The organism is Actinoplanes sp. NPDC023936, assembly GCF_040639325.1.
In the GTDB taxonomy this organism is placed as follows: domain Bacteria; phylum Actinomycetota; class Actinomycetes; order Mycobacteriales; family Micromonosporaceae; genus Actinoplanes.
On the sequence record NZ_JBEZZR010000021.1, the window covers coordinates 44,616 to 71,506 of the forward strand.

Annotated in this window: 24 protein-coding genes; 15 read left to right on the forward strand and 9 right to left on the reverse strand. The window is 71.4% G+C overall.

Annotated elements, in window-relative coordinates:
* Nucleotides 1-123: 123 nt before the first annotated feature.
* From AB0F72_RS25190 to AB0F72_RS25200, 3 genes are all read left to right on the forward strand, one after another.
* Nucleotides 124-768 (forward strand): PadR family transcriptional regulator, encoded by a 645-nt coding sequence (locus AB0F72_RS25190; protein WP_360435681.1) that lies wholly within the window; start codon nt 124-126, stop codon nt 766-768.
* 197 nt (nt 769-965) lie between these two features.
* The gene (locus AB0F72_RS25195; RefSeq protein ID WP_360435683.1) at nt 966-2,948 is read left to right on the forward strand and encodes a PAS domain S-box protein; all 1,983 of its coding nucleotides are present in this window, start codon (nt 966-968) and stop codon (nt 2,946-2,948) included.
* 87 nt (nt 2,949-3,035) lie between these two features.
* On the forward strand, nt 3,036-4,124 hold the full coding sequence (locus tag AB0F72_RS25200) for a GAF domain-containing protein (protein WP_360435685.1): 1,089 nt from the start codon (nt 3,036-3,038) through the stop codon (nt 4,122-4,124).
* On the opposite strand, the gene AB0F72_RS25205 is transcribed toward AB0F72_RS25200, so the two are convergent.
* A complete protein-coding gene (locus AB0F72_RS25205; RefSeq protein WP_360435687.1) occupies nt 4,082-5,197 on the reverse strand; it encodes a GAF domain-containing protein in 1,116 nt (371 codons plus the stop codon). The genes AB0F72_RS25200 and AB0F72_RS25205 overlap by 43 nt on opposite strands.
* Nucleotides 5,198-5,230: 33 nt before the next feature.
* Entirely contained in the window at nt 5,231-5,959 is a 729-nt protein-coding gene (locus tag AB0F72_RS25210; RefSeq protein ID WP_360435689.1) for a GAF and ANTAR domain-containing protein, read from the reverse strand.
* A 303-nt stretch (nt 5,960-6,262) separates the two neighbouring features.
* Here AB0F72_RS25210 and AB0F72_RS25215 point away from each other — a divergent pair, with 303 nt between their 5' ends.
* Together AB0F72_RS25215 and AB0F72_RS25220 are read left to right on the forward strand one after the other, a co-directional pair.
* Nucleotides 6,263-6,997 carry a GAF and ANTAR domain-containing protein gene (locus AB0F72_RS25215; protein ID WP_360435691.1) on the forward strand — a complete coding sequence of 245 codons (735 nt, stop codon included), beginning with the start codon at nt 6,263-6,265 and terminating at the stop codon, nt 6,995-6,997.
* Nucleotides 6,998-7,324: 327 nt separating this feature from the next.
* Complete coding sequence (locus tag AB0F72_RS25220) at nt 7,325-8,083, forward strand: ATP-binding protein (protein ID WP_360435693.1); 759 nt, start codon at nt 7,325-7,327, stop codon at nt 8,081-8,083.
* 23 nt (nt 8,084-8,106) lie between these two features.
* Here the strand turns inward: AB0F72_RS25220 and AB0F72_RS25225 are convergent, their stop codons facing one another.
* Nucleotides 8,107-9,093 carry an LLM class F420-dependent oxidoreductase gene (locus AB0F72_RS25225; RefSeq protein WP_360435695.1) on the reverse strand — a complete coding sequence of 329 codons (987 nt, stop codon included), beginning with the start codon at nt 9,091-9,093 and terminating at the stop codon, nt 8,107-8,109.
* A gap of 111 nt (nt 9,094-9,204) precedes the next feature.
* Here AB0F72_RS25225 and AB0F72_RS25230 point away from each other — a divergent pair, with 111 nt between their 5' ends.
* The 3 genes from AB0F72_RS25230 to AB0F72_RS25240 are packed head-to-tail and all read left to right on the forward strand — an operon-like array spanning nt 9,205 to nt 12,573.
* Nucleotides 9,205-9,843 carry an ABC transporter ATP-binding protein gene (locus AB0F72_RS25230; protein WP_360435697.1) on the forward strand — a complete coding sequence of 213 codons (639 nt, stop codon included), beginning with the start codon at nt 9,205-9,207 and terminating at the stop codon, nt 9,841-9,843.
* A complete protein-coding gene (locus AB0F72_RS25235; RefSeq protein WP_360435699.1) occupies nt 9,840-11,972 on the forward strand; it encodes a YhgE/Pip domain-containing protein in 2,133 nt (710 codons plus the stop codon). Before AB0F72_RS25230 ends, AB0F72_RS25235 begins: the two co-directional genes overlap by 4 nt.
* Before the next feature lie 4 nt (nt 11,973-11,976).
* Nucleotides 11,977-12,573: a TetR family transcriptional regulator gene (locus tag AB0F72_RS25240; RefSeq protein ID WP_360435701.1), complete on the forward strand. Its 597-nt coding sequence runs from the start codon at nt 11,977-11,979 to the stop codon at nt 12,571-12,573.
* On the opposite strand, the gene AB0F72_RS25245 is transcribed toward AB0F72_RS25240, so the two are convergent.
* The 5 genes from AB0F72_RS25245 to AB0F72_RS25265 are packed head-to-tail and all read right to left on the reverse strand — an operon-like array spanning nt 12,574 to nt 16,896.
* A complete protein-coding gene (locus tag AB0F72_RS25245) occupies nt 12,574-13,629 on the reverse strand; it encodes an ABC transporter permease (protein ID WP_360435703.1) in 1,056 nt (351 codons plus the stop codon).
* Nucleotides 13,626-14,519 (reverse strand): ATP-binding cassette domain-containing protein, encoded by an 894-nt coding sequence (locus AB0F72_RS25250; RefSeq protein WP_360435705.1) that lies wholly within the window; start codon nt 14,517-14,519, stop codon nt 13,626-13,628. The genes AB0F72_RS25245 and AB0F72_RS25250 overlap by 4 nt, the downstream gene beginning before the upstream one ends.
* A gap of 50 nt (nt 14,520-14,569) precedes the next feature.
* Complete coding sequence (locus tag AB0F72_RS25255; RefSeq protein WP_360435707.1) at nt 14,570-15,229, reverse strand: response regulator transcription factor; 660 nt, start codon at nt 15,227-15,229, stop codon at nt 14,570-14,572.
* Nucleotides 15,226-16,512, reverse strand: a complete 1,287-nt coding sequence (locus tag AB0F72_RS25260) for a sensor histidine kinase (RefSeq protein WP_360435709.1) — start codon at nt 16,510-16,512, stop codon at nt 15,226-15,228. Before AB0F72_RS25260 ends, AB0F72_RS25255 begins: the two co-directional genes overlap by 4 nt.
* A 27-nt stretch (nt 16,513-16,539) precedes the next feature.
* Complete coding sequence (locus tag AB0F72_RS25265) at nt 16,540-16,896, reverse strand: MerR family transcriptional regulator (RefSeq protein WP_360435711.1); 357 nt, start codon at nt 16,894-16,896, stop codon at nt 16,540-16,542.
* Nucleotides 16,897-17,608: 712 nt separating this feature from the next.
* Here AB0F72_RS25265 and AB0F72_RS25270 point away from each other — a divergent pair.
* The 7 genes from AB0F72_RS25270 (at nt 17,609) to AB0F72_RS25300 (ending at nt 26,590) form a co-directional block, all read left to right on the forward strand.
* The gene (locus tag AB0F72_RS25270) at nt 17,609-19,132 is read left to right on the forward strand and encodes an amino acid permease (RefSeq protein ID WP_360435713.1); all 1,524 of its coding nucleotides are present in this window, start codon (nt 17,609-17,611) and stop codon (nt 19,130-19,132) included.
* 13 nt (nt 19,133-19,145) lie between these two features.
* The gene (locus AB0F72_RS25275) at nt 19,146-20,492 is read left to right on the forward strand and encodes a glutamine synthetase family protein (RefSeq protein ID WP_360435715.1); all 1,347 of its coding nucleotides are present in this window, start codon (nt 19,146-19,148) and stop codon (nt 20,490-20,492) included.
* Nucleotides 20,493-20,507: 15 nt separating this feature from the next.
* Nucleotides 20,508-21,863, forward strand: coding sequence for an aldehyde dehydrogenase family protein (locus tag AB0F72_RS25280; RefSeq protein WP_360435717.1), 1,356 nt, complete (start codon nt 20,508-20,510; stop codon nt 21,861-21,863).
* Between the two features lie 2 nt (nt 21,864-21,865).
* Nucleotides 21,866-22,630, forward strand: coding sequence for a 3-oxoacyl-ACP reductase (locus AB0F72_RS25285; RefSeq protein ID WP_360435719.1), 765 nt, complete (start codon nt 21,866-21,868; stop codon nt 22,628-22,630).
* A 170-nt stretch (nt 22,631-22,800) separates the two neighbouring features.
* A complete protein-coding gene (locus AB0F72_RS25290; protein ID WP_360435721.1) occupies nt 22,801-23,523 on the forward strand; it encodes a gamma-glutamyl-gamma-aminobutyrate hydrolase family protein in 723 nt (240 codons plus the stop codon).
* Nucleotides 23,508-24,242 carry a gamma-glutamyl-gamma-aminobutyrate hydrolase family protein gene (locus tag AB0F72_RS25295; RefSeq protein ID WP_360435723.1) on the forward strand — a complete coding sequence of 245 codons (735 nt, stop codon included), beginning with the start codon at nt 23,508-23,510 and terminating at the stop codon, nt 24,240-24,242. Before AB0F72_RS25290 ends, AB0F72_RS25295 begins: the two co-directional genes overlap by 16 nt.
* A gap of 14 nt (nt 24,243-24,256) precedes the next feature.
* A complete protein-coding gene (locus AB0F72_RS25300; protein WP_360435725.1) occupies nt 24,257-26,590 on the forward strand; it encodes a SpoIIE family protein phosphatase in 2,334 nt (777 codons plus the stop codon).
* Here AB0F72_RS25300 and AB0F72_RS25305 read toward each other — a convergent pair.
* A complete protein-coding gene (locus tag AB0F72_RS25305; RefSeq protein WP_360435727.1) occupies nt 26,559-26,873 on the reverse strand; it encodes an STAS domain-containing protein in 315 nt (104 codons plus the stop codon). The genes AB0F72_RS25300 and AB0F72_RS25305 overlap by 32 nt on opposite strands.
* Nucleotides 26,874-26,891: the final 18 nt, after the last annotated feature.

Consider the following 26,891-nt stretch of genomic DNA (forward strand, 5'->3'; position numbering starts at 1 on the left):
CGGGTGCTCGACACCTATCGCAACCCCGCGATCCCGGAAAGCCTTGCGGCCGACTGTTCGGCGATATATCGTCTAACTATCGAGACAGTATCGAGAAAGTTCCACGATCGAACGGAGAAGGTCATGAGGTACATGAACGAGGGCGAACGGGGTCACGGTCCGGGATTCGGACGCGGTCACGGTCACGGACGTGGTGGCTGGGCGTTCGAGGGCCGCAGGCGCGGCTTCGGCTTCCCGTCCGGCTTCCCCTTCGGCGGTGGCGGCCCGGGCGGTCCCGGTTTCCCGCCGCCGGACTTCGGAGGTGGTCCCCGGCCGCGCCGGGGCGGACGCGGAAGCCGGCAGAACGTGCGGCCCGCGATCCTGGCGCTCCTGCTGGAGCGGCCGATGCACGGCTACGAGATGATCCAGGAACTCGACGCCCGCACCAACGGCATCTGGCGTCCCAGCCCCGGCTCGGTCTACCCGACCCTCCAGCTCCTGGAGGACGAGGGCCTGATCGAGGCCACCGCGGACGGCGGCCGCAAGAGCTACCAGCTCACCGCGGACGGCCGCCCCGAGGCCGAGACCGCCGCGCAGAACCCGCCGTGGTCGCAGTTCGGGGCCGAGACCATGTCCCAGGTGCAGGACTTCCGCGACGCGGCGGTCGGCATCATGGGAGCGCTCAAGCAGGTCGGTTTCTCCGGCACCCCGGAGCAGCGTCAGAAGGCGCTCGAGGTGCTCAACGAGACCAAGCGCAAGCTTTACGCGATCCTCGCCGACAGCGAGTGACAACCCCCGGGCAAGCGCGCTCAGAGACTCTGGGCGCGCTTTCCTTTCCGGTACGGGCGGTGATGCGTCACGTCCGGTCCGGCAGGGTGCCCGGCGCCCGGTGGCCGATGCCTCCGGCAACCGCGATTCCCGGACGGGGAGCACCGGCGTCCGCCTAGGCTCGGAAGAGGCCTTGGGTTGGGGGATGGGGTGCTGTGATGAGCGATCCTTCCGATGCCGTGGCGACCAGCCTGCTCGAGGCGGCACCGGATGCGATCATCGGCGTTCATCGTGACGGTCGCATCGCCGTGGTGAACGCGCAGACCGTCCGCCTCTTCGGCTTCGACCGCTCGGAGCTGATCGGCCAGCCGATCGAGCTGCTGATCCCGGAGCGGTTCTGGCCCCGGCACCCCGGGCATCGCCGGGACTACCTGCGGGATCCGCGTCCCCGCCCGATGGGCGCCGGGGTGCCGCTCGCCGCCCGGCGCAAGGACGGCTCCGAGTTCCCCGCCGAGATCTCGCTCGCCCCGCTGCCCGCCCAGGACATGGTGGTCGCGGCGGTCCGGGACGTGAGCGACCGGGTGCGCCGCGAGGCCAAGTTCCAGGGTTTGCTCGAAGCCGCGCCGGACGCGATCGTCGGCGTCGCCGGTGACGGCCGGATCGCCCTGGTCAACGCGCAGGCCGAGCGGCTCTTCGGCTATCCGCGCAGCGAGCTGCTGGGACAGCCGATCGAGGTGCTGGTGCCGCCCGCGGCCCGATCCGGGCATCCGGAGGTGCGCCGGCGCTACTTCGCCGACCCCCGGCCCCGGCCGATGGGCTCGGGACGCCCGCTCGCGGCGTGCCGCAAGGACGGCTCCGAGTTCCCGGCCGAGATCAGCCTCTCCGCGTTCGAGACCGAGGACGGGGTGATCGTCTCGGCGGCGATCCGGGACGTCTCCGAGCGGATCGAGGCGCAGGCCGAGCGGCAGCGGCTGGAGGCCGAGCGGGAACGGCTGGTCGCGGCCGCCGAACGCGAGCGGCTGGAAGCGCAGCTTCAGCAGTCGCAGCGTCTGGAGAGCCTGGGCCAGCTGGCCGGGGGAGTGGCGCACGACTTCAACAACCTGCTCGCCGTCATGCTCAACTACACCGGTTTCGTGGCCGAGCAGATCCAGGAGGCCGCCGACGCCGATCCCGGCAGCGCCTGGCCGCAGGCGGGCCGGGACCTCCAGCAGGTGCTCCGGGCCGGCCGGCGGGCCACCGAGCTGACGCATCAGCTGCTGGCGTTCGGGCGGCGGGAGGTCGTCCGCCCGCGGGTGCTCGACCTGAACGTGGTGATCCGGGAGGTCGAGCAGTTGCTCCTGCGGACGCTCGGCGAGCACATCCGGTTGCACGCCGAGCTCGAGCCGGAGCTGTGGCCGGTGCTCGCCGATCCCGGTCAGATCGAGCAGGTGCTGGTGAACCTGGCGGTCAACGCCCGGGATGCGATGCCCGGCGGCGGCACGCTCACCCTCCGCACCGGCAACGTCGAGGTGGCCGCGGAGGGCGGCGAGCCGGACACGCGTCCGGCGGTGGCGCCGGGGCGCTATGTCGAGCTGCGGGTCGGTGACACCGGCACCGGGATCCCGCCGGAGGTGCTGGAGCGGGTGTTCGAGCCGTTCTACACGACGAAGGCTCCGGGGCAGGGAACCGGACTCGGGCTGGCGACGGTCTACGGCATCGTCACCCAGGCCGGCGGGGTGGCGGACCTGCGGTCCACGATGGGCGCCGGCACCGTCTTCACCGTGCTGCTGCCGGTCACCGACGAGCAGCCGGCCACGCCGGCCCCGACCGTGGCGCCGCAGCAGCTCAAGCACGGCGGGGAGACGATCCTGCTGGTGGAGGACGAGGCGGCGCTGCGTGCGGTCACCGTGCGGATCCTGACCCGGCACGGGTACCGGGTGCTACCGGCCGGCAGTGGTCCGGAGGCTCTGCACATCGCGGAGGATCCGACCTGCGAGTTCGATCTGCTGCTGACCGACGTGGTCATGCCGCTCCTGCACGGCCACGAGCTGGCCGAGCGGATCCGCCGGCTGCGGCCCGGCGTGCCGGTGGTCTACATGTCCGGTTACGCGCAGCCGTTCATCACCGGCAGCAGCACCCTGGACGCCAGCACCATCCTGATCACGAAGCCGTTCACCCAGACCGAGCTGTTGCGGCACCTCCGCGAAGCTCTCGACAGCTGAGAGCGCGAGCCGCGCGATGGAGCCTTGGCGGCCGTCTCGCGGGTGCCGCTACCGTGGGGGAGATACTTTCGTGGGGATGGCGGTGCGATGACGGACCCTGGGCCACCAGACGCGCCGAACGACGGCCTGTGGCGTCCCCTGGCCGAAGCCGTGGTGTCGCTCGCCGAGACGCCGGACGACGAGGCTGCCGTCGATGAGCTTCTGGCCGGGATCGCGTCGTCGGCCGTCGAGATGATCGACGGGGTGGTGTACGCGTCGATCACGGCGTGGCGCGGCTCGGGTTACACGACCGTGGCGGCCAGCAGCGATCTGGTCCGGGCGGTCGACGACGCGCAGCACGCCGACCGGGCGGGGCCGTGTGTGCAGGCCGCGCGCACGGGCGAGCCGGTCGGGGTGCCGGACATCGCCGCGACGATGTCGTGGCCGGGTTTCTACCGGCAGGCCACCGCGCTGGGGCTGCGGGCGTCGGTGTCGGTGCCGTTGTTCGCGGGCGGTGGCGTCCCGGTGGGCGTGCTGAATCTCTATGGCCGTGAGCCTTTCGCACTGACTGATCTGATGACCGGGGTGCGTGCGGTGTTCGCCGCGGAGCAGTTGCCGGCGAGCGGGATCGATCCGGGCGCCGACGCCGGCACGCGCCAGCTGCTGCTCGGGCTCGGGCTGGCGTTGCAGGTCAGGGTCACGATTCAGCGGGCGCTCGGGATATTGATGGCAAGCAGTGCCATTGACGCCGCGGAGGCCCGTCGCATCCTGAAGGAGCGGGCCGACGCCCGAGGGGCGTCCCTGTCCACGACCGCGAGGGAGGTGCTCGCCGCGGTGGCGCCGAGTCGCGGCGTGACGATATCGGTGTCGACGAGTCCCGCCGCCGGCAATACGGTGCTGGTCGCCGTGGACGGCGAGTTGGCGGCCCCCTTGGAGGCTGACGTGCCCGAGCGGTGGACGGCCGTCCTCGACCGGCCGGCACGGATGGTGAAGCTGGACCTGACCGGGCTTCGCTTCTGCGACCTCGCGGGTCTGCGGAGCCTGCTCGATCTGCGGGAACGAGCCATCGCCGCCGATCGTGTGGTGCGCGTCGTCGCGGCCTCCAGCGCCGTGCGCCTGCTGATGCGGGCCACCGACACGACGTCGCTGTTCGGTTACTCGCCGGCCCCGGCGGCGGAGAACGGCCCGCCGGAGTGATCCGGTAACGGCTGGCGTAGCACCACCCGGGTTCCCTGTGCCGTGCTCGTGATCTCGGCGTCGGGGTAGATCCGGCGAATCAACCAGAGACCGGCGTGCCGGAAGTCGCCGGCCGGAGCGTCGGTACGGACCCGGTAGCCGGCGGGCAGCCCGGGACCGTCGTCGCTTATCTCGCACCACAGGCTTCCGTCGTGACGCCACAGCCACAGCCGGCCGCCGTCGGCGTGTTCCTCGGCGTTCGTGGCGGCCTCGTGGATGGCGAGCATGAAGGTGTCGGCGGCGAAGCCGGACAGGCCGGCGCTCGTCATCCGCTGCCGGACGAGTGTTCGGACCGCCGCCAGGGTGTCCATGGTGATGCGATGCGCCAGCAGGACCGGCTTGCCGGGGCCGACCTCTGCGGTGAGGGGGATGGCGCCGACCACCTCGTCCGCCGCGGCGCCCAGGTCGAGGCCGGTCCGGGACGCGTGGCGGCGCAACTCCTCCAGCGCGGTGTCGACATCGACGCCGAGCAGCTCGGCCAGGATGCCCCGAGCCTGCTCGACGGCGACGCGCCCGCTCAGCACCCGCTGTGCCTGAGCCGCCAGCGTCGCGCGGTAACCCTGGTCGTGCTGCATGAGCAGCCCGATGGTGGAGACGTTCGCCAGCGCCTGCGCGAGGCGCATCTCCTCGGCGGTCAGCCATCCGGGCCGGTCCCGGAACAGGCTGAACACCCCGATGACCTCGCCGCGTACCCGCATCGGCAGGGCGACCGCCGACCGGAATCCGCCGTCCCGGGCCTGCCGGGCGAACGCCGTCCACCGCGGATCCGGAATGTCCAGATCGGCGTCGGCCACCGCCAGCCCGGTGGTGAAGCACCAGCCGATCGGGGAGGCGGGCGCCTCGAAGAGATCGACCCACGTGGTGTACTCGGGTGCGGCCGCCAGCAGCCGTAACGTGCCCCGGTCACCGGCCAGCATGACTCCGGCCGCCTGCGCGTCGAGCAGATCTATGCACCGGTTCGTCAGCTTCTGCAGCAGCTTGTCAACATCAAGATCAGAGACCAGGATGTCGGACAATTCGACCAGGAGATCCATGGTTGCCGGGTCCTGAGCTGGGCTCACTGCTAGTCACCTGTCTTCATCGTCGGCCAGGTTGTCGAACCTCAGGCGCCGGGCCACCACGTCGGCGGCAATCGAATCAAGGTCGAGTCCGGCGGCGAACGCGTGCGCGCGCAATCGTGCCAGCGCGTCCTCCACCGGCACTCCGGCCTGCACACTGATCATGCCGGTCGCCTGATGCACGACCGCCCGCTGCAGCAGATGATCGTTCCCGCCGGCGGCCGGCGGGTCCTCGTTGCCGTCCTGCGCCGCTGTCTCCACCAGAATGAGCTCGACGACCGCCCCGGCGAGCACGAGCGCGTCAGCCAGTGTCCGATCGGCCAGGTCGCCCGGAGTGTCGCGGTACAGATCCATGACGCCCATGCCGGTCCGGCCCACCCGCAGCGGCAGGGCGAAAACCGCCTGCGCCCCGGCCAATACGGCCGCGGGCGCGAACGCCGGCCACTGCTCGTGCCACGTCGACGCATGCAGGTCACCGGCCAGAACCGGACTGGCCGTCGCATACGCGTCACGGCACGGCCCCTCGCCGAGGAGGAACTGCAATTGCTCCACCCGGGCGCTCACCGCGTCACTGGCATAGCGCACCTGCTGGGTCCGGGGAGTCATCACTGTCACGCCGACGCCGCCGATGCCGGGAAGGCTTGACAGGCACGCGCGACACAGGCCGTCGAGATCCGGGTACGTCACCAGCAACTGTTCTATTCGCAGCCGGTGCCCGGGGTCATCCACATCGATCACGGCCGGCTCCGGACACGCGCAGACGCCAGGATGTCGCCATGACGAAACCTCCGGACCTGCCCCGCGAGTGGTGGCCCGGATTCGGATCCGGCGTCGTATTTCATCGGCATCCCATCGGACCAACCCGCCGGTTACGGCAGATTACCTTTCAGCGTACGCGGGTGCGGCCGAGCCGGGCGCTCGGTGGATCGCGCCGCGGGGTGCGACGGCGCCGGTGAGGCACATCACCCTGCAGCAGGCCTACAATCGCCCTACTGGCCGCCTTCCCGGGTGCTGACGAAGCCGACGGGAGACTGGAGGCGCATGACAGTGATATCGGTTCCCGTGGAACGCCTCGCGGCGATCTTCGTCGAGATCGCCGACACGGTCGTCGCCGGTTTCGACGAGCTGGAATTCCTGTCGATGCTGGCCGACCGGGCCGCCACTCTCGTGGATGCGGCAGCGGCCGGGTTGTTGCTGGCCGACCATCGGGGTGAATTGACGCTCCTGGCCGCTTCCGACGAGAGCGCCCGTCTGGTGGAGATCTTCCAGGTGCGGAACCAGGAGGGGCCGTGCCTGGAGGCGTTCCGGACCGGCCGGCCGGTCGCCGGCGTCGACCTGACCGCCGCGGCGACGGCCTGGCCGCGGTTCGCGTCACGCGCCACGGCGGCCGGTTTCCGTTCCGTGCACGCTTTCCCGCTCCGCTTGCGCGACGAGGTCATCGGCGCGTTGAACGTCTTCGGCGCTCGCCCGGGCGGCCTCACCGGCTCGGACATATCGGTCGTGCAGGCGCTGGCCGACGTAGCCGCCATCGGGCTGCTCCAGGAGCGTGCCATCCGCCGCGGCGAGGAACTGGCCGGCCAGTTGCAGGGCGCCCTGGAGAGCCGGGTCGTGATCGAGCAGGCCAAGGGTGTCGTCGCCCAGGCCCGCGGCGTCAGCGTCGACGAGGCGTTCGCCGCTATCCGGACGTACGCGCGCACCCGCAACCTCCGGCTGGCCGACGTCGCCCGGACCGTCGTCGCCGGCCGCTCCGGGCTCGCGGGCCTGACGAGCCCCTGAAGCCGGCGGTTCTCAGACCGGGCGGCCCGGAGCCGTTCGGCGTACCGTTGAGCCACCGTGGTGTCGCCACACCGCGCCGTTCGCTGCTCCAGACCCCGGCAGCTCGCCATCCCGCCCGGGTGCCCTGGAGTCGCTGTGATCGTTTCGGATCAGCCCCGCTCTCGTACCGGTCATCAACCTGGCGATCGCCCTGTCCCGCGTGCCGCCGAGACGCGATGTGACCCCTCCGCCGGGGCAGCGACGACTGCCGGCGGCCGGCTGCGGCAGGCGCACCCGGCGCAGCCTCCGTACCTGGTCACCACCGGAACCAGCCGTCGTGCCCTCTCGGTGGGCGTCGTCGCCGACGCGAGCACCTCGGTGATCGAGGTGACCGTGCACGGTCGGTGGTCGCGCGACCTCGGCAACGAGGTGACCGCCACGCTGCAGCTGTGCCTGGCCGGACCGGCCTCGACGATCATCGTCGATCTCCACGATCTCGGCGATCTCCATGGGGCCAGCCGGTCCTTCTGGGCGGCGGCGGTGCGGACGGCACGGCTCCGGCCGGAACCCGTCCGCATGGTGTTGTGCCTCCCGGCGCGGACGATGCTGGACTACCGGTTGCGGCATGGCGACGAGGATGGGCCACAGGTGTTCGCCACCGTGCCGGACGCGCGCCGGGCGATGGCCGCACAGCCGTGGCGCGGTCACCGGGTGCAGGCCCGTCTCGCTCCCGAGCCGGTCTCGGTGCGGGCCGCCCGGGACCTCGTCGTGCGGGCCTGCCGCGGCTGGCAGCTCTCCGCGCTGCGGCACCAGGCCTGCCTGGTCGTTTCCGAGCTGACGGCCAACGCGGTGGAGCATGCCCGCACCGGCCTGGTGGTCACCGTGTCGTACAGCGGGTCATGGCTGCATCTGGCCGTCCGGGACGGCGACGCCCGATACCCCCGCCTGCGTCTTCCCGTTCATGACGACCGGGCGGCCGCACCGGGCGAACGGGGGCGAGGCCTTCTGCTGGTCCATGCCATGGCCGCTGCCTGGGGCGTTCTACCGGCGCGAAGCGGGAAGGTCGTCTGGGCCACGCTGTCACCGGCCGGCCCGGGGGAGACGTAGGAGAGCGGGGCCGTGCCGTCCGGTCAGGCCGGGCGGCCCAGAGCGGTGATCAGCTCGGCGAGGGCCGCGGCGCCACCGCGTTCCAGCTCGGGAGTGGGCATCAGGGCCATCACCGGGACGGTCACGCCGGCGCGGGCGTACGCCTCCACGCGGCTGCGGCACTCCTGCGGTGAACCGTGCACGATCAGCTCGTCGACGAGCGCGTCCGGGATGGCGGCGAGCGCGCCCTTGCGGTCGCCGGACTCCCACGCCTGCCACATCGGCGCGAGGATCTCGGAGCGGCCGAGCCAGCGGTGGAACGCCGCGTACGCCGGGACTGTCAGATACGCGGTGATCATGCGGCGGCCGACCGTGCGGGCGTAACCGGCGTCCTCGGTCGGGATCACGAAGATCCGGGCGGCGACGTCGAAGCCCGGGCCGGCCTCCTTGGTCTCGGCGAGCGCGGTGGCCACGTCGGTGGCGGCGAGCCAGTTCAGGATCACGCCGTCGGCCTCGGCGGCTGCCAGCCGGAGCATCTGCGGGCGCAGCGCGGCCAGCATCAGCGCGGGCGGGGTGGCCGGCGGGCGCTCCAGGCGGAACCGCCGGACGGTGAACGTCGGGTACTGCTCGTCGACGACCTCGCCGGCCAGCGCGGACCGCAGGAAGCGGAGCACGTCGCGGCTGCGGGCGAACGGCTGGGTGAAGTCCACAGCGTTCCAGTCGCCGACGACGACCGGGGACGACGCGCCGATGCCGAGCTGGAAGCGGCCGGGCGCGGCCTCGGCGAGCGCGGCGGCGGTCATCGCGAGCAGGCCGGGGCCGCGGGTGAAGACCGGGGCGATCGCGGTCCCCAGCCGCAGCCGGGGCTCCCACGCGCCGGCGAGCGCCAGCGGTGTGAACGCGTCCGTGCCGTTCACCTCGGCCGACCAGACGTCGGTGAATCCGGCGTCGGCCAGCGCCCGGTAAACGGCAGCGTGATCGGCGAGCGGAACTCCGCCGAACGGCACGGTCATGCCCCATCGCATCGACATGCCCATGATCCTGCCGGTCGAGGTGGCGTGATGTCCACCACCGGGCGCTGTCGATGCGTACCGGCGTGGGTATGTTTTTGAACTGACCAGTCAGTTTAAAAGGGAGCCGCCATGACCGTGCTCACCGCTACCGGCGCCGGCGTGCGGCATCGCCGCCGCTGGCTCGTTCAGGGGCTCGACCTGCGGGTCGCGGCAGGTGAGACGGTCGCTGTCACCGGTCCGCCGGGGAGCGGGCGCACCTCCGCGTTGCTCGCCCTGGCGAGGCGGCTGCGGCTTTCCGCCGGCACGGTCGAGATCGTGGGTACGGCGGCGCTGGGTCATGTGCCCGACGTGGAGGAGCCCGAACCCGTCTTCACGGTGGCGGAGCACATAGTGGAACGGCTCACCCTGCTGGGCCGGTCGCGCGCTGACGACGTGCCACTGCACGGCTTGGACCCGACGCTCCGGGGACGTGAGCTCACCCCGTACCAGAAGCAGGTCCTGGGTCTGGTTCTGGCGGGCCTGAACCGGCCGTCGGTGATCGCGCTGGACGGGGTCGACGCCGGGCTGGACGCGGCGGAACGCGAAGCGCTCTGGGCGCTGCTCGGCGAGATCGCGGCGAGCGGGGTCGCGGTGCTGGTGACCGCCCGCGAGGTCGATCCGGCCCTGGTGGACCAGGTGGTGGTGCTGGACGACCCGCAGGCCGGCGAACCGGGCCGGGCGACAGTGGTGCGCACGGCCGAGCCGGTGGACGCGGAGGTTCCGGCATGAACACCCTGAGGCTGGCCGGATACGAGCTGCGGCGGTTCCTGCGAAGCCGGCTGACCGCCGCGGCCGTGGTGGTCCTCGCGGTGATCCCGCTGCTCTACGGCGCGCTGTATCTCTACGCGTTCTGGGATCCCTACGGACGGCTCGATCACATTCCGGCGGCGCTCGTCGTCGAGGACTCGCCGGCCGAGGCATCCGGCGGGCAGACCGTCCGGGCCGGGCAGGACCTCGCCGACGAGCTGATCGACCGGGAGGTCTTCGACTGGCACGTGGTGGACGCGGCCGCCGCCGAACGCGGGCTCCGGGACGGGAAGTACCAGATCGAGCTGCTGATCCCGGCCGGGTTCTCGAAGGATCTGGCGACCGCGCCGGATGCGGACAGCACGCCGCGGACCGCGCGGCTGAGCGCGGTGAGCGACGACGCCACGAACTACCTCTCCGGCGTCTTCGCGCGGACCGCTTTCGAGGAGGTGCGGGCTGCCGCGGCGTCGAGCGCCTCGGCGCGCTACTTCGACCAGATGCTGATCGGATTCACCGACCTGAAGGACCAGACGTCGAAGGCCGCCGGCGCGGCCGGGAAGCTGCGCGACGGGTCCGGGAAGCTGGAGGAGGGTGCCGGCGAGCTGGCCGGCGGCATCGACGACGCCGGCGCCGCGACCGGAAAGCTCGCGAACGGCATCGACCGGGCCGGTTCCGGGGCGGACGAGCTCGCGGACGGTCTGCGGGAGCTGGAGTCGGGGACGAGCCGGATCGCGTCGGGCACCGCTGAGGCGGCGCGGGGCACCCGGCAGCTGGCGGACGTGGTGGACGGCGCGGCGAACCGGATCGAGCCGGTGCTGCGGGAGAACGCGCGGACCATCGAGGAGGCGGCGCGACAGGTCTCCGCCGGAGCATCCGCGCTGGCCAGGAACGTCGGCGCGATCGGCGAGGCGGCCGACCGGGCCGTGACGGACGCCCGGAAGCTCCGGAGATATCTGGACTCGCTCCCGGCCGAGACTCCCGGTGTCGGCAACGCGCGGGACCTCGCCGGCACGCTCGTGACCGACGCCGAGCGGATCCAGGCCCGGATCGACGCGGCCGACCTCGGCGCGCTGCGCGCCCGCCTCAACCGCGTCGCGGCGGACGCCCGCGCGGTCGCCGACGCCGCGCCGCACCTGGCCGACGACGTGCGGAACGCCCGCGACCGGGTGGACGAGCTCGCGAACGGACTCGACGACCTCGCCACCGGCGCGAAGAAGCTGGACACCGCCACCGGCACGCTCTCCGACGGCGCGACCGAGCTGCGCGGCGGGATCTTCAAGCTGTCCAGCGGCGCCCGGCAGCTCGACGACGGCCTCGCCACGCTCTCCACCGGCGGGCACCGGGTGGCGTCCGGTCTCACCCAGCTGACCAGCGGGGCCGACCAGCTCGCGGACGGGCTCACCGACGGCGCCGGCAAGATCCCGGCCTACACCGACACGTCCGAGCGGGCCGGCGTCCTCGCCGACCCGGTCTCCCTGGACCGCGTGGTCCGCCACCCGGCCGCCACCTACGGCGTCGGCTTCGCGCCCTACTTCCTGGCCCTCGCGCTCTGGGTCGGCGCGATGATCAATTACATGCTGCTGCGGCCGCTGAACCGGCGCTACCTGGCGTCCGGGGCGCCGCCGCACCGGGTGGCGCTGGCCGGCCTGCTGCCCGGCGTGGCGATCGGCCTGGTCCAGGCCACGCTGCTGTACCTGGTGGTCCGGTTCGGTCTCGGCCTCGCCCCGGTCCACCCGGTCACGACGCTCGGGCTGATGCTCGGCACGGCCGCGGTCTTCGCGGCGATCATGCAGCTGCTCGGCGCCGCGCTCGGACCGGTCGGCCGGGTCGCCGCCCTGGTCCTGCTGATGCTCCAGCTCACCTCGTCCGGCGGCACCTACCCGGTGCAGACGTCACCCGGCTTCTTCCAGGCGGTTCACCCACTGCTGCCGATGACGTACGTGGTCGAGTCGATGCGGCACGCCATCGACGGCGGGTCGGGCGCCACCATCACACACGCCGCGCTGATCCTCGCCGGTTTCGGTCTCGTGGCGACCCTGCTGACAGTGGTCCTGGCCGGGCGGCAGCGCCGGTTGCGTGCCGCGGACCTGCACCCCGAACTGGTCCTCTAGGGTCGTGGGCGTGCGACCAGACGGACGGAGCCGACGGCGGGAGGACACCCGCCAGCGACTCTTCGAGGCAGCCGTGGAGCTCATCGCGGAGCAGGGTTTCTCGGCGACCACGGTGGACGACATCGCGCTGCGCGCCGGCGTCGCCAAGGGGACCGTCTACTACAACTTCAAGTCGAAGACCGAGCTCTTCGAGGAGCTGCTCCGGCACGGCGTCGGGCTGCTCACCGACGAGTTCCGGGCCGCTGTCGACGGGCTGCCGGCCCGGGACGCGGTCCGCGCCCTGATCCGTGCCGAGCTGGAGTACATCCGGCGGTACCGGGCCTTCGCCCAGCTGCTGCTCTCCGAGATGTGGCGGACCAACCGGGAGTGGCAGCAGACCCTGATCCTGCTCCGCGAGCAGGCCATCGGGGTGATCGCCGAGACCGTGCGGTCCGGCGTCGACTCCGGTGACCTGCCCGCCGAGCTGGACGTGCGGGTGGCGTCGGCGGCGCTCTTCGGGGTCGGGCTGGTGGTCGCGGTGGACTGGCTGGTGTTCCAGCCCGACCGCGACATCGCCGACGTGGAGGAGTCGCTGCTCGCTATCGTCCGCCGGGTCGCCTGATCAGGCGTTCTTCCACGCCGCTGCCAGCGAGGTCTTCTGCCGGGTCCGCATCAGCGAACCCCGGTAGACGCGGGCGCCCACGACCAGCAGCAGCGCCGCGGTGACCGCCAGGATCAGCAGCGACACCACCGGTTCCCACGCCGCCGCGTCACCGTTGAACATCCGGATCGGCATGGCGATCGGCGACGAGAACGGGATGTACGACAGCAGGCGCTGCGCCTCCGCGTTGTCCTGCAGGAAGAGCACCGCGAAGAACGGGATCAGCACCGCGAGCTGCACCGGCGACGACGTGCTGGTGAGATCCTCCTGCCGGGAGGCGAGCGCGCCCACCCCGGCCCAGATCGTCGCCAGCATCAAGAAGCCGAGGACGAAGAACGGCAGGAACCAGCCGAGCGCGGGGCCGACCGCGTTCACCACGCCGGTGTCCACATCGGTCACCGTCATGCCGACGAACGCGACGACCGCGAGCAGGGCGATCTGACCGAACGCGAGCAGCGTCATGGCCGCCACCTTGCCGGCCAGCAGCGCCCGGACCGGGACGCTGGACACCAGGATCTCGACGATCCGGGTCTGCTTCTCCTCGACCACGCTCGTCGCGATCTGCAGGCCGTACGTGTACGACGTGATGAAGAAGAGCATCGCGAGGATCGACGGGATCAGGAACAGCAGGAACGGGTCGAGGTCGCCCGGGTCGAGCAGGCGTACCGGCGGAGCCGCGCTGAGCGCCTGCACCACGTCGCTCGGCGGCTCCTCCATGGCGAGCACCTCGGGGCCGGGCACCACCGCGGCCTCCACCTCGCCGTCCCGCAGCAGCTTCTCGGCGGCGGCCGTGTCCGGGACCTCGACGACCTCGAACTCGGCCTGGCGCAGCGGGGCGGCGGCGGCCGGCTCGGCGACCGCGACCTTGTCCGGCCCGCCGCTGATGATGGCCGGCAGCACGATCGAGCCGATCACGATGACCAGGAAGAACGCGGTGCTGTAGAGGAACGCCTTGTCGCGCAGCTTGGTCCGGAGCTCGCGGCCGGCCACGAGCCGGGTGGCCTCGAACGTGGTCATCGGATCACCTCTCGGAAGATCTCGGCGAGGGAGGGGCGGACCGGGCCGAACGCGTGCACCGGCCCCCGGTCCAGGGCGGCGCGGAGGATCTGCTGGTCGTCGATCTCCGGTGTCAGGTCGACGACGGCACGCGGCCCGTCCAGCTCGACCAGCGTCACGCCGGGCACGTCGCGCAGCCAGCCCGCGTCGGCGCCCACCTCGATCGAGTAGCGCGGCAGGGCGTACTGCTCCCGCAGGTAGGCGCGGCTGCCGGCGGCTCGGATCGTGCCGTCCGCGATGATCACCAGGTCGTCGCAGAGCCGCTCCACCAGGTCCAGCTGGTGGCTGGAGAAGAGCACACCGGTGCCGGCCGCGGCCCGCTCGCGCAGCACCGCGACGACGGTGTCGGAGGCGAGCGGGTCGAGGCCGGAGAACGGCTCGTCGAGGACGAGCAGCTCGGGGTCGTGCACCAGGGCGGCGGCGATCTGCACCCGCTGCTGGTTGCCGAGCGACAGCTTCTCCACCAGGTCCCCGGCGCGTGGCCCGAGCTCCAGCCGGTCCAGCAGCGCGGCGGTACGGGACTTCGCGTCGGCCGCGCTCATCCCGTGCAGCCGGCCCAGATAGACGATCTGTTCGGCGACGGACATCTTGGGGTAGAGGCCGCGCTCCTCCGGCATGTAGCCGAAGCGCTGCCGCACCTCACGGGTGATCGGGGCGCCGCGCCAGGTGGTCGTCCCGGACTCGGCGCCGAGAACGCCCAGGATGATCCGCATCGTGGTGGTCTTGCCGGCGCCGTTCGCGCCGACGAAGCCGGTCAGGCGGCCGGCGTCCACGGCGAAGGACACGTCCTTGAGGACCTGCCGGTCGCCGAAGGACCGGTTGACGGCATCGACGTTGAGGACGGTGGTCATGCGGTAAACGCTAGGGGCCACCGGGGGCGCTGTCGTCCGGCGCGCGAACGTCATCCGTGCGAAGGACGCACCACCCCGAGCTCGTACGCCAGCACCACGGCCTGTGTCCGATCCCGCGCGCCGAGCTTCATCAGCACCCGGCTCACGTGCGTCTTCACGGTGGTCTCACCGAGGCGCAGCCCGGTCGCGATCTCGGCGTTGGTGGCGCCGCCGGCGAGCAGCACCAGCACCTCGTGCTCGCGCGGGGTCAGCTCGTCGAGGCGGACCGCCGGCTCGGGCGTGCGCTGCCGGGGCGCGGTGAACCCGGCGATCACCCGGCGGGTCACGGCCGGGGCGAGCAGCGCGTCACCTGCGGCGATCACGCGTACCGCCTCGGTCAGCGCCTCCGGCGTGCCGTTCTTCAGCAGGAACCCGCTGGCGCCGGCCTGCAGCGCGGCGAACAGGTAGTCGTCACGGTCGAACGTGGTGAGGATCAGCACCGACGGGCCGCCGGCCGCGGCGATCCGGCGGGTCGCCTCCAGGCCGTCAACGCCGGGCATCTCGACGTCCATCAGCACCACGTCCGGGCGCAGGCTCAGCGCCAGGTCGGTGGCCTGCGCGCCGTCCGACGCCTCGCCGACGACCGTGATGTCGTCCTCCATCTCCAGGATGACCCGGAAGCCGGTGCGGACCAGCGCGTGGTCGTCCGCCAGCAGGACCCTGATCGTCACTGGGGGTCTCCTGCCATGCTCAGCGCGGGAGCGTAGGGCAGCCGAGCCCGGACGCGGTATCCGCCGCCCGGCCGCGGGCCGTTCTCCAGCTCTCCGTCGTGCACCGCGACGCGTTCCCGCATGCCGATGATTCCCATTCCCCCGGATTTTTCTGATTTATCGGATGTGCCCCGGCCGTCGTCGGTCACATCCACCTCCACCAGGCCGCTCAGGTAGCGGACCCGGATGTCGAGCGTGCGGGCGTGCGCGTGCTTCAACGCGTTGGTGACCGCCTCCTGCACGATCCGGTACGCGGTCTGCGACACCGAGTCCGGCAGCGGCACCGGGTCCCCGAAGACGGCGGAGTGGACGGTCAGGCCGGCCTCCCGCGCGCTCTCCGCGATCTGCGGGATCCGGTCGACGCCGCTGGTGGCAGCCTCGGCGGTGGCGCCCGAGGCGCGCAGCGCGCCGAGCATCCGGCGCAGCTCGTCCACCGCGGTCCGGGCGCCCTCCTCGATCGCGGTGAGCGCGGTCCGTGCCCGCGCCGGATCCTTGTCCAGCGCCCGCCGGCACGCCGACGCCTGGATGCCCATCACCGACACGTGGTGGGCGACCACGTCGTGCAGCTCCCGGGCGATCCGCACCCGCTCGCCGATCACCGCGCGCTCGGCCTCGGCGGCCTGCGCGTCGCGCAGCGCGGCGGCCTGCGACTCGACCGTGTTGAGCCGGCGCGCGGCCTGCCAGGCGGCGTCGCCGACCAGGTAGACCGAGCCGAAGAAGATGATGTTGACGAAGTAGTTGTTGAAGACCAGCGACCAGAGCACCGGCAGCTCGCCGGAGGCGCCCTCGAACGACTCGCCGACGATCTCGTCCCACTGCGTCACGAAGGCGACGGTGAGCCAGCCGAACATCGCCGCGATGATGCCGAGCCGGATCGTCCGGGCCCGCTGCCGGACCGGTCCCCACGCGCCGAGCGTGTAGATCGCGGCGTACAGCGCGTACGTGGTGACCTGCTGCTCCTGGGCGCCGCGGACCTGGCCGCCGATGAAGAGCGCCGACATGATCAGCGCGACCGCGTCCGGCCGGCGCCGCCGCCAGGCCAGCGGCAGCGTGGTGGCGACCGCCCAGGCGATCTGCTCGGCGCGGGCCGGCGCGTCCTCGGTGTGCAGCATGCCGACACTGCGGGAGAGGAACAGGTTGAGCACGGCGACCGCCGCGACGCCGATGCCGATCCAGAGGTCGGTCCGGCGCTGCGCGAGGGTCGGGCCGGGGCGACGCCACTCTTCGATGTTCCACGAGAACATGGGGTGACCATCGCATGGATGGCGCTGTTAGTTAACCGAGGGGGTCAGGCGGTGGCGTCGCCGGGTCTGGGTGGGGATGCCGGCGTCCTCGTCCGGCCGTAGCGTGCCACCGAGCTCGGCGATCCGCCGGTGCGCGGCCGCGAGCCGGTCCTCGAGGGTGACTATCCGGCAGGCGGCGGCGAGCGGGAAACCCTCGTCCAGCAGCTGGCGCACGCGGGCCGCGAGGTCGAGTTGATGCCGGGAGTACCGGCGGTGGCCCCCGGAGGAGCGTCCCGCCTCGATCAGCCCGGTCTCGTCCAGGCTGCGCAGAAAGGCCGGGGTCACGCCGATCAGCTCGGCGGCCCGGCCCATGGTGAACGCCGGTTCATCGCTCGGCGAGGTCATGCGCTCTCTTCCGGGCTCTCGGACGGGGTCCAGGGCCCCGGCGGGTAACCGGGGCCCTGGCTTTTCAATTCTTGTGCCGATCATTGTCGGCGCATGTGGTCGACCTGCTGCGTGCCGCTAGCGGTCGGCCGGAGTGATGGGCATCGGCTGCGATCACCTCTTGTCGGGCCGGGGACGTTGTGATTACGCGTTGCTGCGGTATCTCGTCCTCCTTCTCCAACTCAGCGACAGTGCCAGTTGCTCACCGGCCTTTCGACCGGCTCCGTCGGCCGTGACCGACCACCCGAATGTAATCCTCTCCGAGCCGGATTTCTAGACTCGCCGCTGTAGATTTTTTCGGGAAAGGTCTGTCTGAGCTGCGGCGATGCGATAGTCGGTCGATGTCTTCCGGGGTAATCGCGTTGCCCCGCGACGGCGGGCGATGCGAGCCTTGACGGGCAAGCCCGGGCCGCTCGGACGGCCCCTTCGCGGCGGCGCGGGGCGCGGTCACCTCTCTCTTCGGCGCGCCCCCCACGCGCGAGCGCCCGCCCCGCGCCGCCGCCCCTTGTGGAGCGCTCCGGCACAGCGGGAAGCGATCAATGGCACAGCGGCAAGCGGTCAATGGCACAGCGGGAAGCGATCAATTAACCCTTGTCATTGACGCCCGTAACACGACGGCGAGATCATCACGGCAACGCGTGGTCCAGGTCACACCGGGCAAGGGAGCACTCAGATGAGCGCTGATCCAAGCATCGCCCCCACCTCCGACGAGGAACGACTCGCACAACTCGGTTACAAGCAGGAGCTGCACCGCCGGCTCTCGGGCTTCTCCAACTTCGCCGTCTCCTTCTCGATCATTTCCATTCTGGCCGGTGCGATCACCTCGTACGGGATCGCCATGACCGCCGGTGGCCCGATCGCCATCACGCTGGGCTGGCTCTTCGTCGGCATCATGGTCACCTTCGTGGCGCTGGCGATGGCCGAGGTCTGCTCGGCCTATCCGACCGCCGGCGCCCTCTACTGGTGGGCCGCCGCGCTCGCCAAGCGGAACAAGGCCGCGTGGGCCTGGTTCATCGGCTGGTTCAACTTCCTCGGCGAGGTCGCTGTGACAGCGGCCATCGACTTCGGCGCGGCGATCACCACCTCGGCGTTCCTCAGCCTCACCTTCGACATGGAGGTGACCACCGGCCGGACGTTCCTGATCTTCCTGGCCATCATCGTGGTGCACGGCCTGCTGAACACGTTCGGCGTGAACCTGGTGCGGGTGCTCTCCGACGTGAGCGCCTGGTGGCACCTGGTCGGTGTGGCGGTCATCGTCGGCATCCTGGCGATCGTGCCGGACCAGCACAAGCCGGTCTCCGAGGTGTTCTTCGAGGTGCAGAACGCCACCGGCTTCACGTTCGCCGGGGCAGGCGTCTACGCCGTGCTCATCGGTCTGCTGATGGCGCAGTACACCTACACCGGCTACGACGCCTCGGCGCACGTGGCGGAGGAGACGCACGACGCCGCCCGGGCCGCGCCGCGGGGCATCGTGCTGTCCGTGGTGGTCTCGGTCATCGCCGGCTTCGTGCTGCTCTTCGCGATCACCTGGTCCATCCAGGACTACGAGGGCGCGCGGACCAGCGACCTCGGCCTGCCGCCCGCGCAGATCTTCATCGACGCGGCGGGTCACGACCTCGGCACGTTCCTGCTGTTCATCTGCATGGTGGCGCAGTGGTTCTGCGGCATGGCCTCGGTCACCGCGAACTCCCGGATGTCGTACGCCTTCGCCCGCGACGACGCCATCCCCGGTTCCCGGATCTGGAAGAAGGTCAACGCGCGCACCGGCACACCGACCAACTCGATCTGGCTCTGCGTCAGCCTCTCGATCCTGCTGGTGCTCCCGTCGCTCTGGAACACGACGGCCTACCTGGCGGCCACCTCGATCGCGGTGATCGGCCTCTACATCGCGTACGTCGGACCGGTTCTGCTGCGCCGCCGTCTCGGCGCGGAGTTCGAGGCCGGCCCCTGGAATCTTGGAAAGTGGAGCGCTCCGATCGGCTGGATCGCGATCGTCTGGGTAGGTGTCATCTGCGTGCTCTTCGTGCTGCCGACAGCGAGCCCGATCAGCGCGTCGAACTTCAACTACACGATCGTGGCGGTGGCCGTGGTTCTCGGTGCGGCCGCGATCTGGTGGTTCGCGAGTGCCCGCAAGTGGTTCACCGGGCCGAAGCAGAACCTGATCGAGAAAGCGCACCAGGGCGAGCAGATCGACTGATGGGATGACGGACATGGATCTCGAGGAGCTCGACGTCTCGGTCGGCAACGGCAGCATCGACACGGTGCTGCTGGCGTTGACCGACATGCAGGGACGATTGCAGGGCAAACGCCTGCACGGGCGCTACTTCATGGACGAGGTGGTGTCCGGCGGCAGTGAGGGGTGCAACTACCTGCTCGCCGTCGACGTGGACATGAACACTGTCGACGGGTACGAGATGTCCTCCTGGTCCACCGGCTACGGCGACTTCGTGATGCGGCCGGATTTCGGCACGCTGCGCCGCGTCCCGTGGCAGCCCGGCACCGCGCTGGTGCTCGCCGACCTGTTCGACACGGCGGGGCAGCCGGTCGCAGCGTCGCCCCGGCAGATCCTGCGCCGCCAGCTGGATCGGCTGGCGGCGCACGGGCTGACCGCGTTCGCGGGCACCGAGCTCGAGTTCGTCCTCTACCGGGACAGTTACGAGGACGCGTTCTCGAAGAACTATCGAGACCTGACCCCGGCGAACCAGTACAACGTGGACTACTCCCTGCTCGGCACCGCCCGGGTGGAGCCGCTGCTGCGCCGGATCCGCAACGAGATGTACGGCGCGGGCCTGGTCCCGGAGAGCGCCAAGGGGGAGTGCAACTTCGGTCAGCACGAGATCGCGTTCCGGTACGCGGACGCGCTGGCCGCCGCCGACGGGCACGTGATCTACAAGAACGGGGCCAAGGAGATCGCCGCGCAGGAGGGCATGGCGCTCACCTTCATGGCGAAGCCGAACGAGCGGGAGGGCAACTCCTGCCACATCCACTTCTCGCTACGTGGCGAGGACGGGCGGTCCGCGATGCTCGGGGACGGCCCGGCGCACCTGAGCGTGACCGGGCAGCGGGTGCTGGCCGGGCTGCTCGCCACGATGCGGGAGTTCAGCCTGCTCTTCGCGCCGAACATCAACTCGTACAAGCGGTACCAGCCGGGGTCGTTCGCGCCGACCGCGCTGCGGTGGGGCGTCGACAACCGGACCTGTGCGCTGCGGATCGCCGGGCACGGGCAGGGGATGCGGGTGGAGAACCGGGTGCCGGGCGGGGACGTCAACCCGTACCTGGCGATCGCGGCGCTTGTCGCCGGCGCGCTGCACGGCATCGAGAACGAGCTGTCGCTCGAGGACGAGTTCGTCGGGAACGCCTATCACGACGCGGACGCGACGCGAGTGCCGGGGACGCTCCGGGAAGCGGCTTCGCTGTGGGCCGAGAGCGGAATCGCCGGATCGGCGTTCGGCAGTGATGTCGTCGCCCATTACGCGAACATGGCGAGGGTGGAACTGGCCGCCTACGACGCCGCGGTCACCGACTGGGAGTTGCGCCGTGGTTTCGAGCGTCTCTGAAGGGATGATCAACGCGTGACAGAGGTGATCAACCCGTCGACGGGGGCGGTGCTCACGACCGTACCCTCGCTGGATCTGACCGCGACCGACGCGGCGATAGCGGGTGCGCAGAGAGCGTTCCCGGCCTGGCGTGATCTCGCGCCCGGTGATCGGGCGCGGCTGCTGCGCCGCTTCGCGGCGGTGGTGGACGAGCACATCGAAGAGCTCGCGCTGCTGGAGGTACGCAACGCGGGGCACACGATCGGCAACGCGTGCTGGGAGGCGGGCAACGTCCGGGACGTCCTGAACTACTACGCGGGCGCGCCGGAGCGGCTCTCCGGACGGCAGATCCCGGTCGCCGGCGGCATCGACGTGACGTTCCACGAGCCGCTCGGCGTGGTCGGGATCATCGTGCCGTGGAACTTCCCGATGCCGATCGCGGGCTGGGGGTTCGCGCCGGCGCTCGCCGCCGGGAACACCGTGGTGCTCAAGCCCGCCGAGCTGACCCCGCTCACCGCGATCCGGCTCGGCGAGCTGGCTCTTGAGGCCGGCCTGCCGGAGGACGTCTTCCAGGTGCTGCCGGGCAAGGGCAGCGTGGTGGGTCAGCGGTTCGTCACGCACCCGGCGGTCCGCAAGGTGTGCTTCACCGGATCGACCGAGGTCGGTAAGTCAATCATGGCGGGCTGCGCCGAGCAGGTGAAACGCGTGACGCTGGAGCTCGGTGGCAAGAGTTCCAACATCATCTTCGCGGACGCCGATCTCGAAGCCGCCGCCGCGGCCGCTCCCGGGGCGGTCTTCGACAACGCCGGCCAGGACTGTTGTGCCCGCTCGCGGCTGCTCGTCGAGTCCTCGGTCTTCGACAAGTTCCTGTCGTTGCTGGAGCCCGCCGTCCAGCAATTCCGAGTATTGGACCCGTCCAGCGAAATGTCGGAAATGGGCCCGCTGATCTCTTCCGGTCAGCGGGAGACGGTCTCCTCCTATCTGGACGGCGCGGACGTGGCCTTCCGCGGCAGTGCTCCGGACGGCGACGGCTGGTGGTTCCCGCCCACTGTCCTGCTGGCCGGCGGCGTGACCGACAGGCACTGGCGCGAGGAGATCTTCGGCCCGGTCGTGAGCGTGCTGCCGTTCCGCGACGAGGCCGAGGCGGTGCGGCTCGCCAACGACACCGAGTACGGCCTCTCCGGCTCGATCTGGACCCGGGATGTGGGCCGGGCGCTGCGGATGTCGCGAGCCGTGGAGACCGGCGCGCTGAGCGTGAACAGCAATTCGTCGGTGCGGTACTGGACGCCGTTCGGCGGGATGAAGCAGTCCGGTCTGGGCCGTGAGCTGGGCCCGGACGCCCTGTTGTCGTTCACCGATGTGAAGAACGTGTTCCTGGCTATGGGAGAGTGACAGTGGAGCGTCTACAGGACCGGGTCGCCGTGATCACGGGCGCCGGCAGTGGTATCGGACTGGCGACGGCCCGGCGGTTCGCCGCCGAAGGCGCACGCGTCATCGCGGTCGACATCTCCGAAGAATCCGGCAAATCAGTGGCGGACGAGGTCGGCGGCGAGTTCGTCGCCTGCGACGTGAGCGACGAGGAGCAGGTCAAGGCGCTCTTCGACGGCGTCGTGGAGCGCCACGGCCGGGTCGACATCGCGTTCAACAACGCCGGCATCTCGCCGCCCGACGACGACTCGATCCTGGTCACCGGGCTGGACGCGTGGGAGCGCGTCCTCAAGGTCAACACGACGAGCGTCTTCTTCTGCTGCAAGTACGCGATCCCGCACATGCGGCGGCAGGGCAAGGGCTCGATCATCAACACCGCGTCGTTCGTGGCGCTGCTCGGCGCCGCCACCTCGCAGATCGCCTACACCGCCAGCAAGGGCGGCGTGCTGGCGATGACACGTGAGCTGGGCGTCCAGTTCGCCCGCGAGGGCATCCGGATCAACGCGCTCTGCCCCGGACCGGTCGCCACCCCGCTGCTGATGGACCTCTTCGCGAAGGACCCGGAACGTGCCGCCCGCCGCCTCGTGCACGTACCGATGGGCCGTTTCGCGGAACCGGAGGAGATCGCGGCAGCCGTCGCGTTCCTGGCGAGTGACGACGCGTCCTTCATGACCGCGTCCCAGTTCGTGGTGGACGGCGGGATCACCGGAGCGTATGTCACTCCGCTGTGATGTTTCGCGACCGGCCACGGTGGGGATTCAATCCTCAAACGCCCAGTTCAACGAGGTGTGAGGGGTCGAATCCCCGCCCGCACGGGTCGATCCCCGTGTAGGTGGGACAGATGGGCCCGTGACGCGGCGCCGGTTCTCCGGCGCCGCGCGCCTGTGACTACGGTGGTGCGATGCGTCCGATCATCGGCATAACGTCCTATGTGGTTCCGGCCACCTGGGGCGTCTGGCAGAGCCTGCCCTCCACCCTCGTGCCGCACGACTACGTCGAGGCCGTCACGCTCGCCGGTGGCCGGGCCGTGGTGCTGCCGCCGGACGACCGGGACGCCGGGGTCCTCCGCGCGCTCGACGGGCTGGTGCTGGCCGGCGGGCCGGACGTCGACCCGGCCCTGTACGGCGCCGCCTGCGAGCCGCTCACCGAGGTCCGGCCCGGCCGCGACGCCGGTGAGCTGGTGCTGCTGCGCGCCGCGCTCGACGCCGACCTGCCGATCCTGGGTGTCTGCCGGGGGATGCAGCTGCTCACCGTGGCGGCCGGCGGCTCGCTGCACCAGCACCTGCCGGACGTCCTCGGCCACGAGCGGCACCGGCCGGGCCCGGGGGTGTACGGCGAGCACGAGGCGGCGTTCGCCCCGGGCAGCCGGATCGCGAGCCTGATGGGCGAGGACCGGACGATCCACTGCTTCCATCACCAGGGTGTCGCCGACCCGGGAACGCTGACCGTGACCGGCTGGGCGGACGACGGTCTGCCCGAGTCGGTGGAACACCCGGACAGGCGATTCGTCCTCGGCGTTCAATGGCATCCGGAATACCGCCGGGACCAGCGCCTGTTCGGCTCATTGGTGGACGCGGCACGAGTCGGGATGAAGGAGAACAGCACCGCATGCGCAGACCGCTGATCGGGCTCACCTCGTACGCCCAGCACATCCACTACCAGCGTAACGAGCAGATGGCCGCGATGCTGCCGATGAACTACGTGAAAGCGGTGCACGCGACCGGCGGCCGAGCCGTGCTGATCACCCCGGACGACCCCGGCGTCGACGTGCTCGAAGCGCTCGACGGCATCGTCTTCACCGGCGGCGGCGACATCGATCCGGCCGCCTGGCAGGCCGAACGGCACCCGGCCACCGAGGTCGACGCGGTCCGGGACGCCGCCGAACTGATGCTGATGCGCGCCGCGCTCGAGGCCGACCTGCCCGTCCTGGGCGTCTGCCGGGGCATGCAGGTGATGGCGGTCGCCACCGGCGGCTCCCTGCACCAGCACCTGCCGGACCTGGTCGGGCACGAGGGGCACCGGGCCGCGGCGGGCACCGACCCGCTCGCCGCCGGGGCCTCCGACTACGGGCGGCACGACGTGGTCGTCGACGAGAACAGCCGGGCGCACCAGCTGTTCGGCCGCTGTCTGACCGTCAACTCGTTCCACCATCAGGCGGTCGCCGATCCGGGTGAGTTCGTGCCGGTGGGCTGGTGCCCGGACGACCGGGTGGTGGAGATCCTGGAACATCCGGGGCTGACGTTCGCCCTCGGCGTGCAGTGGCATCCGGAGCGCACCTCGGATCTGCGGGCGTTCACCGCGCTTGCCCAGGCCGCATCGGTGGGTGCGATCATTCCGGCATAGATGTGGGGAGGTCTGTGTTGGGTGGCCCGCCGAGCCGGTTACGTCTCGCCTTCGAGCGCGGCGGTGAGATGGGCGCGCGGATGGCCGCCCTGGACTGGTCCGGATCCCCGGCCGGCGACCCGGCGGCCTGGCCCGAGGAGCTGGTCGGCGCGGTCGTCACGATGCTCGCCTCCCGGGCACAGATGATGATCTGCTGGGGGCCGCGGTACGCGACGCTCTACAACGACGCGTACCTGATGACCCTCGGCGACAAGCACCCCGGCAGCCTGGGGCGACCGGCCGCCGAGGTGTGGCCGGAGAGCTGGGACGTGCGGCGCCGGCTGCTCGACGGGGTGATCGCGAGCGACCGGGCGTTCTACGCGCCCGACCACCCGTTCCTGTCCGAGCGCTACGGGTTCCCGGAGATGACGTACTCCGACATCTCCTACGACCCGATCCGCGACCATCGGGGCGAGCCGTGCGGGGTGCTGTGCGTCGTCACGGACACCACCCGGCGGGTGCTGGGCGAGCGGCGCAGCCGTACCCTCGGCGCCCTGAGCCGGCGGCTGGCCGGCGCGCCGGACCAGCGCACACTCGCCGCCGAGGCGGTCACGGCGCTCACCGGCAACCCGGACGACGTGCCGTTCGCCGCGCTGCGGCTGGACGAGCCGGAACCGCACCCGGCGATCCGTGCGGTGATCGACAGCGGGCTTCCCGGCCGGGTGCCGCTGGCCGAGGTGACCGACCCGCCGCCGTCCGCGGCCGGCGACGCGCTGGTGCTGCCGGTCGCCGGGGGCGCCCTCGTCCTCGGGCGCAGCCGTTTCCTCGCCCTGGACGACGAGTACCGGGACTTCTTCGACGCGGCGGCGGCCCAGATCGCCGGGGCGCTGCGGGACCGGTCCGGCCGGGCCCCGCTCACCGACGACACCGCCGTCCTGCGCGAGCACGTCTCCCGGCTGCGCGGGCTGGTCGACGTGGCGGCGGCGCTGAACGCGGTGCCGACCACCGCCGAGGTGCTCGACGTCGCGGCCCGGTACGTGCTCGCGATGACCTCGGCCGGCCGGGTGGTGGTGACCGCGCCGGACGCCCGGGCCGAGCAGGACGGAGGCGCCGCGCCGGCCGCCGAGCCCGACGTGGTGCTGCCGCTCCCGGACGCCGCCGGGCCCCCGCTGGGTGAACTGCGGGTCTGGGACGGCGCGGGCGGACCCGCCGAACCGGCGGTGCTCATCCAGCTGGCCCGGCTGATCGGGCTGCGGCTGGCGAACGCCCGGCTCTACGAGACCGAGCACCGGATCGCCAGCACGCTGCAGCACAGCCTGCTGCCGCAGTCGCTGCCGCGGGTGCCGGGCGCGATCGTGGCGAGCCGGTACGTGCCGGGCAGCAGCGAGGCCCGTGTCGGCGGCGACTGGTACGACGTGATCGCCGCCCCGGACGGCGAGCTGTTCCTGGTCATCGGCGACGTGGTCGGCAAGGGCGTGCAGGCGGCGGCCGGCATGGGTCAGCTGCGCAACGCGCTCCGGGCGTACGTTCTCGAGGGGTTCGACTGCGGCGCCGCGCTGACCCGGCTGAACCGGCTCGTGGACACCCTCGGCCGTCGTCAGTTCGCCACCGTGATCTGTGTGGCGTTCGACCCCCGTACCCGCAGATTGCGGTTCTCCTCGGCCGGGCATCCGTCACCGATCGTGGTGTCGGGCGGCAAGACCGGCGATTTCCTCTACGTCGCGGCGATGGGACCGCCGATCGGCGCCCTGGGCAGCGTGACCTACCCGACCCGGGAACATCAGCTGACGCCCGGCAGCCGGCTCCTGCTCTACACCGACGGCCTGGTCGAGGACCGTCACCAGGGCATCGACAGCGGGCTGGCGGACCTCACCGTGGACGCGGCCCAGCCCACCGAGCATGTCGAGGACCTGCTCGACGTCCTGCTCGGCAAGGCGTCCCAGCACGCCCGCCGGGACGACATCGCGCTGATCGCGCTGGAAGCGACCGAACACCGCGAGTTCGTCCTGCGGCTGCCCGCCGAACCGGACCGGCTCACCGTGCTGCGCCGCCGGCTTGAGGACTTCCTGGCCGCGCACGCGGTGCCGGAGAACGACGCGTTCGACCTGGTGGTGGCGGTCTCCGAGGCGGCGGCCAACGCGATCGAGCACCCGCTCGACCCGGCCGAACCGGTGATCGTGGTGGAGGCCTCGCTGACCGGTGACGCGGTGCTGGTGACGATCCGCGACACCGGTCGCTGGCGGCCGGCCACCGAACCCGGTTTCCGCGGGCGGGGGCTCGCGCTGATCGGGGCGCTGACCGAACTCTCCGTGCATCGTTCCCCGGAGGGAACCGCTGTCACTCTCCGGCGTCCGCTGAGTCCTGCTTGAGCCACGGCTGGTCGGCCAGCCCGGAGATCTCCAGCACCCGCAGCACCCGGGACGACGGCAGGACCACCAGCGCGTCCTGGTAGTGGTCGGCGATCCGGATCAGGGCGTGGATGGCCGCCGAGTCGAAGAACGTGACAGCACGCAGGTCCACGGTGGCGGCTGCCGCACCCGGCGTCGCGGCGTCGAGCATCGCGTCGGCCGTCGCCATGTCGACCTCGCCGGTCACCGTGACGGTGACGTGGTCGCCCTCGACCACGCCGATCACCGAGAAGTCTTGATCCACGGGATCCAGGTTTTCACA

What these genes read in the sequence shown, in the direction of transcription:
- AB0F72_RS25190 (WP_360435681.1), top strand. Translation starts at nt 124, where the DNA reads ATGAGGTACATGAACGAGGGCGAACGGGGTCACGGTCCGGGATTCGGA.
- AB0F72_RS25235 (WP_360435699.1), top strand. Translation starts at nt 9,840, where the DNA reads ATGAACACCCTGAGGCTGGCCGGATACGAGCTGCGGCGGTTCCTGCGA.
- AB0F72_RS25270 (WP_360435713.1), top strand. Translation starts at nt 17,609, where the DNA reads ATGAGCGCTGATCCAAGCATCGCCCCCACCTCCGACGAGGAACGACTC.
- AB0F72_RS25225 (WP_360435695.1), bottom strand. Translation starts at nt 9,093, where the DNA reads ATGTCGATGCGATGGGGCATGACCGTGCCGTTCGGCGGAGTTCCGCTC.
- AB0F72_RS25230 (WP_360435697.1), top strand. Translation starts at nt 9,205, where the DNA reads ATGACCGTGCTCACCGCTACCGGCGCCGGCGTGCGGCATCGCCGCCGC.
- AB0F72_RS25295 (WP_360435723.1), top strand. Translation starts at nt 23,508, where the DNA reads ATGCGCAGACCGCTGATCGGGCTCACCTCGTACGCCCAGCACATCCAC.
- AB0F72_RS25290 (WP_360435721.1), top strand. Translation starts at nt 22,801, where the DNA reads ATGCGTCCGATCATCGGCATAACGTCCTATGTGGTTCCGGCCACCTGG.
- AB0F72_RS25275 (WP_360435715.1), top strand. Translation starts at nt 19,146, where the DNA reads ATGGATCTCGAGGAGCTCGACGTCTCGGTCGGCAACGGCAGCATCGAC.
- AB0F72_RS25215 (WP_360435691.1), top strand. Translation starts at nt 6,263, where the DNA reads ATGACAGTGATATCGGTTCCCGTGGAACGCCTCGCGGCGATCTTCGTC.
- AB0F72_RS25265 (WP_360435711.1), bottom strand. Translation starts at nt 16,896, where the DNA reads ATGACCTCGCCGAGCGATGAACCGGCGTTCACCATGGGCCGGGCCGCC.
- AB0F72_RS25200 (WP_360435685.1), top strand. Translation starts at nt 3,036, where the DNA reads ATGACGGACCCTGGGCCACCAGACGCGCCGAACGACGGCCTGTGGCGT.
- AB0F72_RS25245 (WP_360435703.1), bottom strand. Translation starts at nt 13,629, where the DNA reads ATGACCACGTTCGAGGCCACCCGGCTCGTGGCCGGCCGCGAGCTCCGG.
- AB0F72_RS25195 (WP_360435683.1), top strand. Translation starts at nt 966, where the DNA reads ATGAGCGATCCTTCCGATGCCGTGGCGACCAGCCTGCTCGAGGCGGCA.
- AB0F72_RS25205 (WP_360435687.1), bottom strand. Translation starts at nt 5,197, where the DNA reads ATGGATCTCCTGGTCGAATTGTCCGACATCCTGGTCTCTGATCTTGAT.
- AB0F72_RS25250 (WP_360435705.1), bottom strand. Translation starts at nt 14,519, where the DNA reads ATGACCACCGTCCTCAACGTCGATGCCGTCAACCGGTCCTTCGGCGAC.
- AB0F72_RS25260 (WP_360435709.1), bottom strand. Translation starts at nt 16,512, where the DNA reads ATGTTCTCGTGGAACATCGAAGAGTGGCGTCGCCCCGGCCCGACCCTC.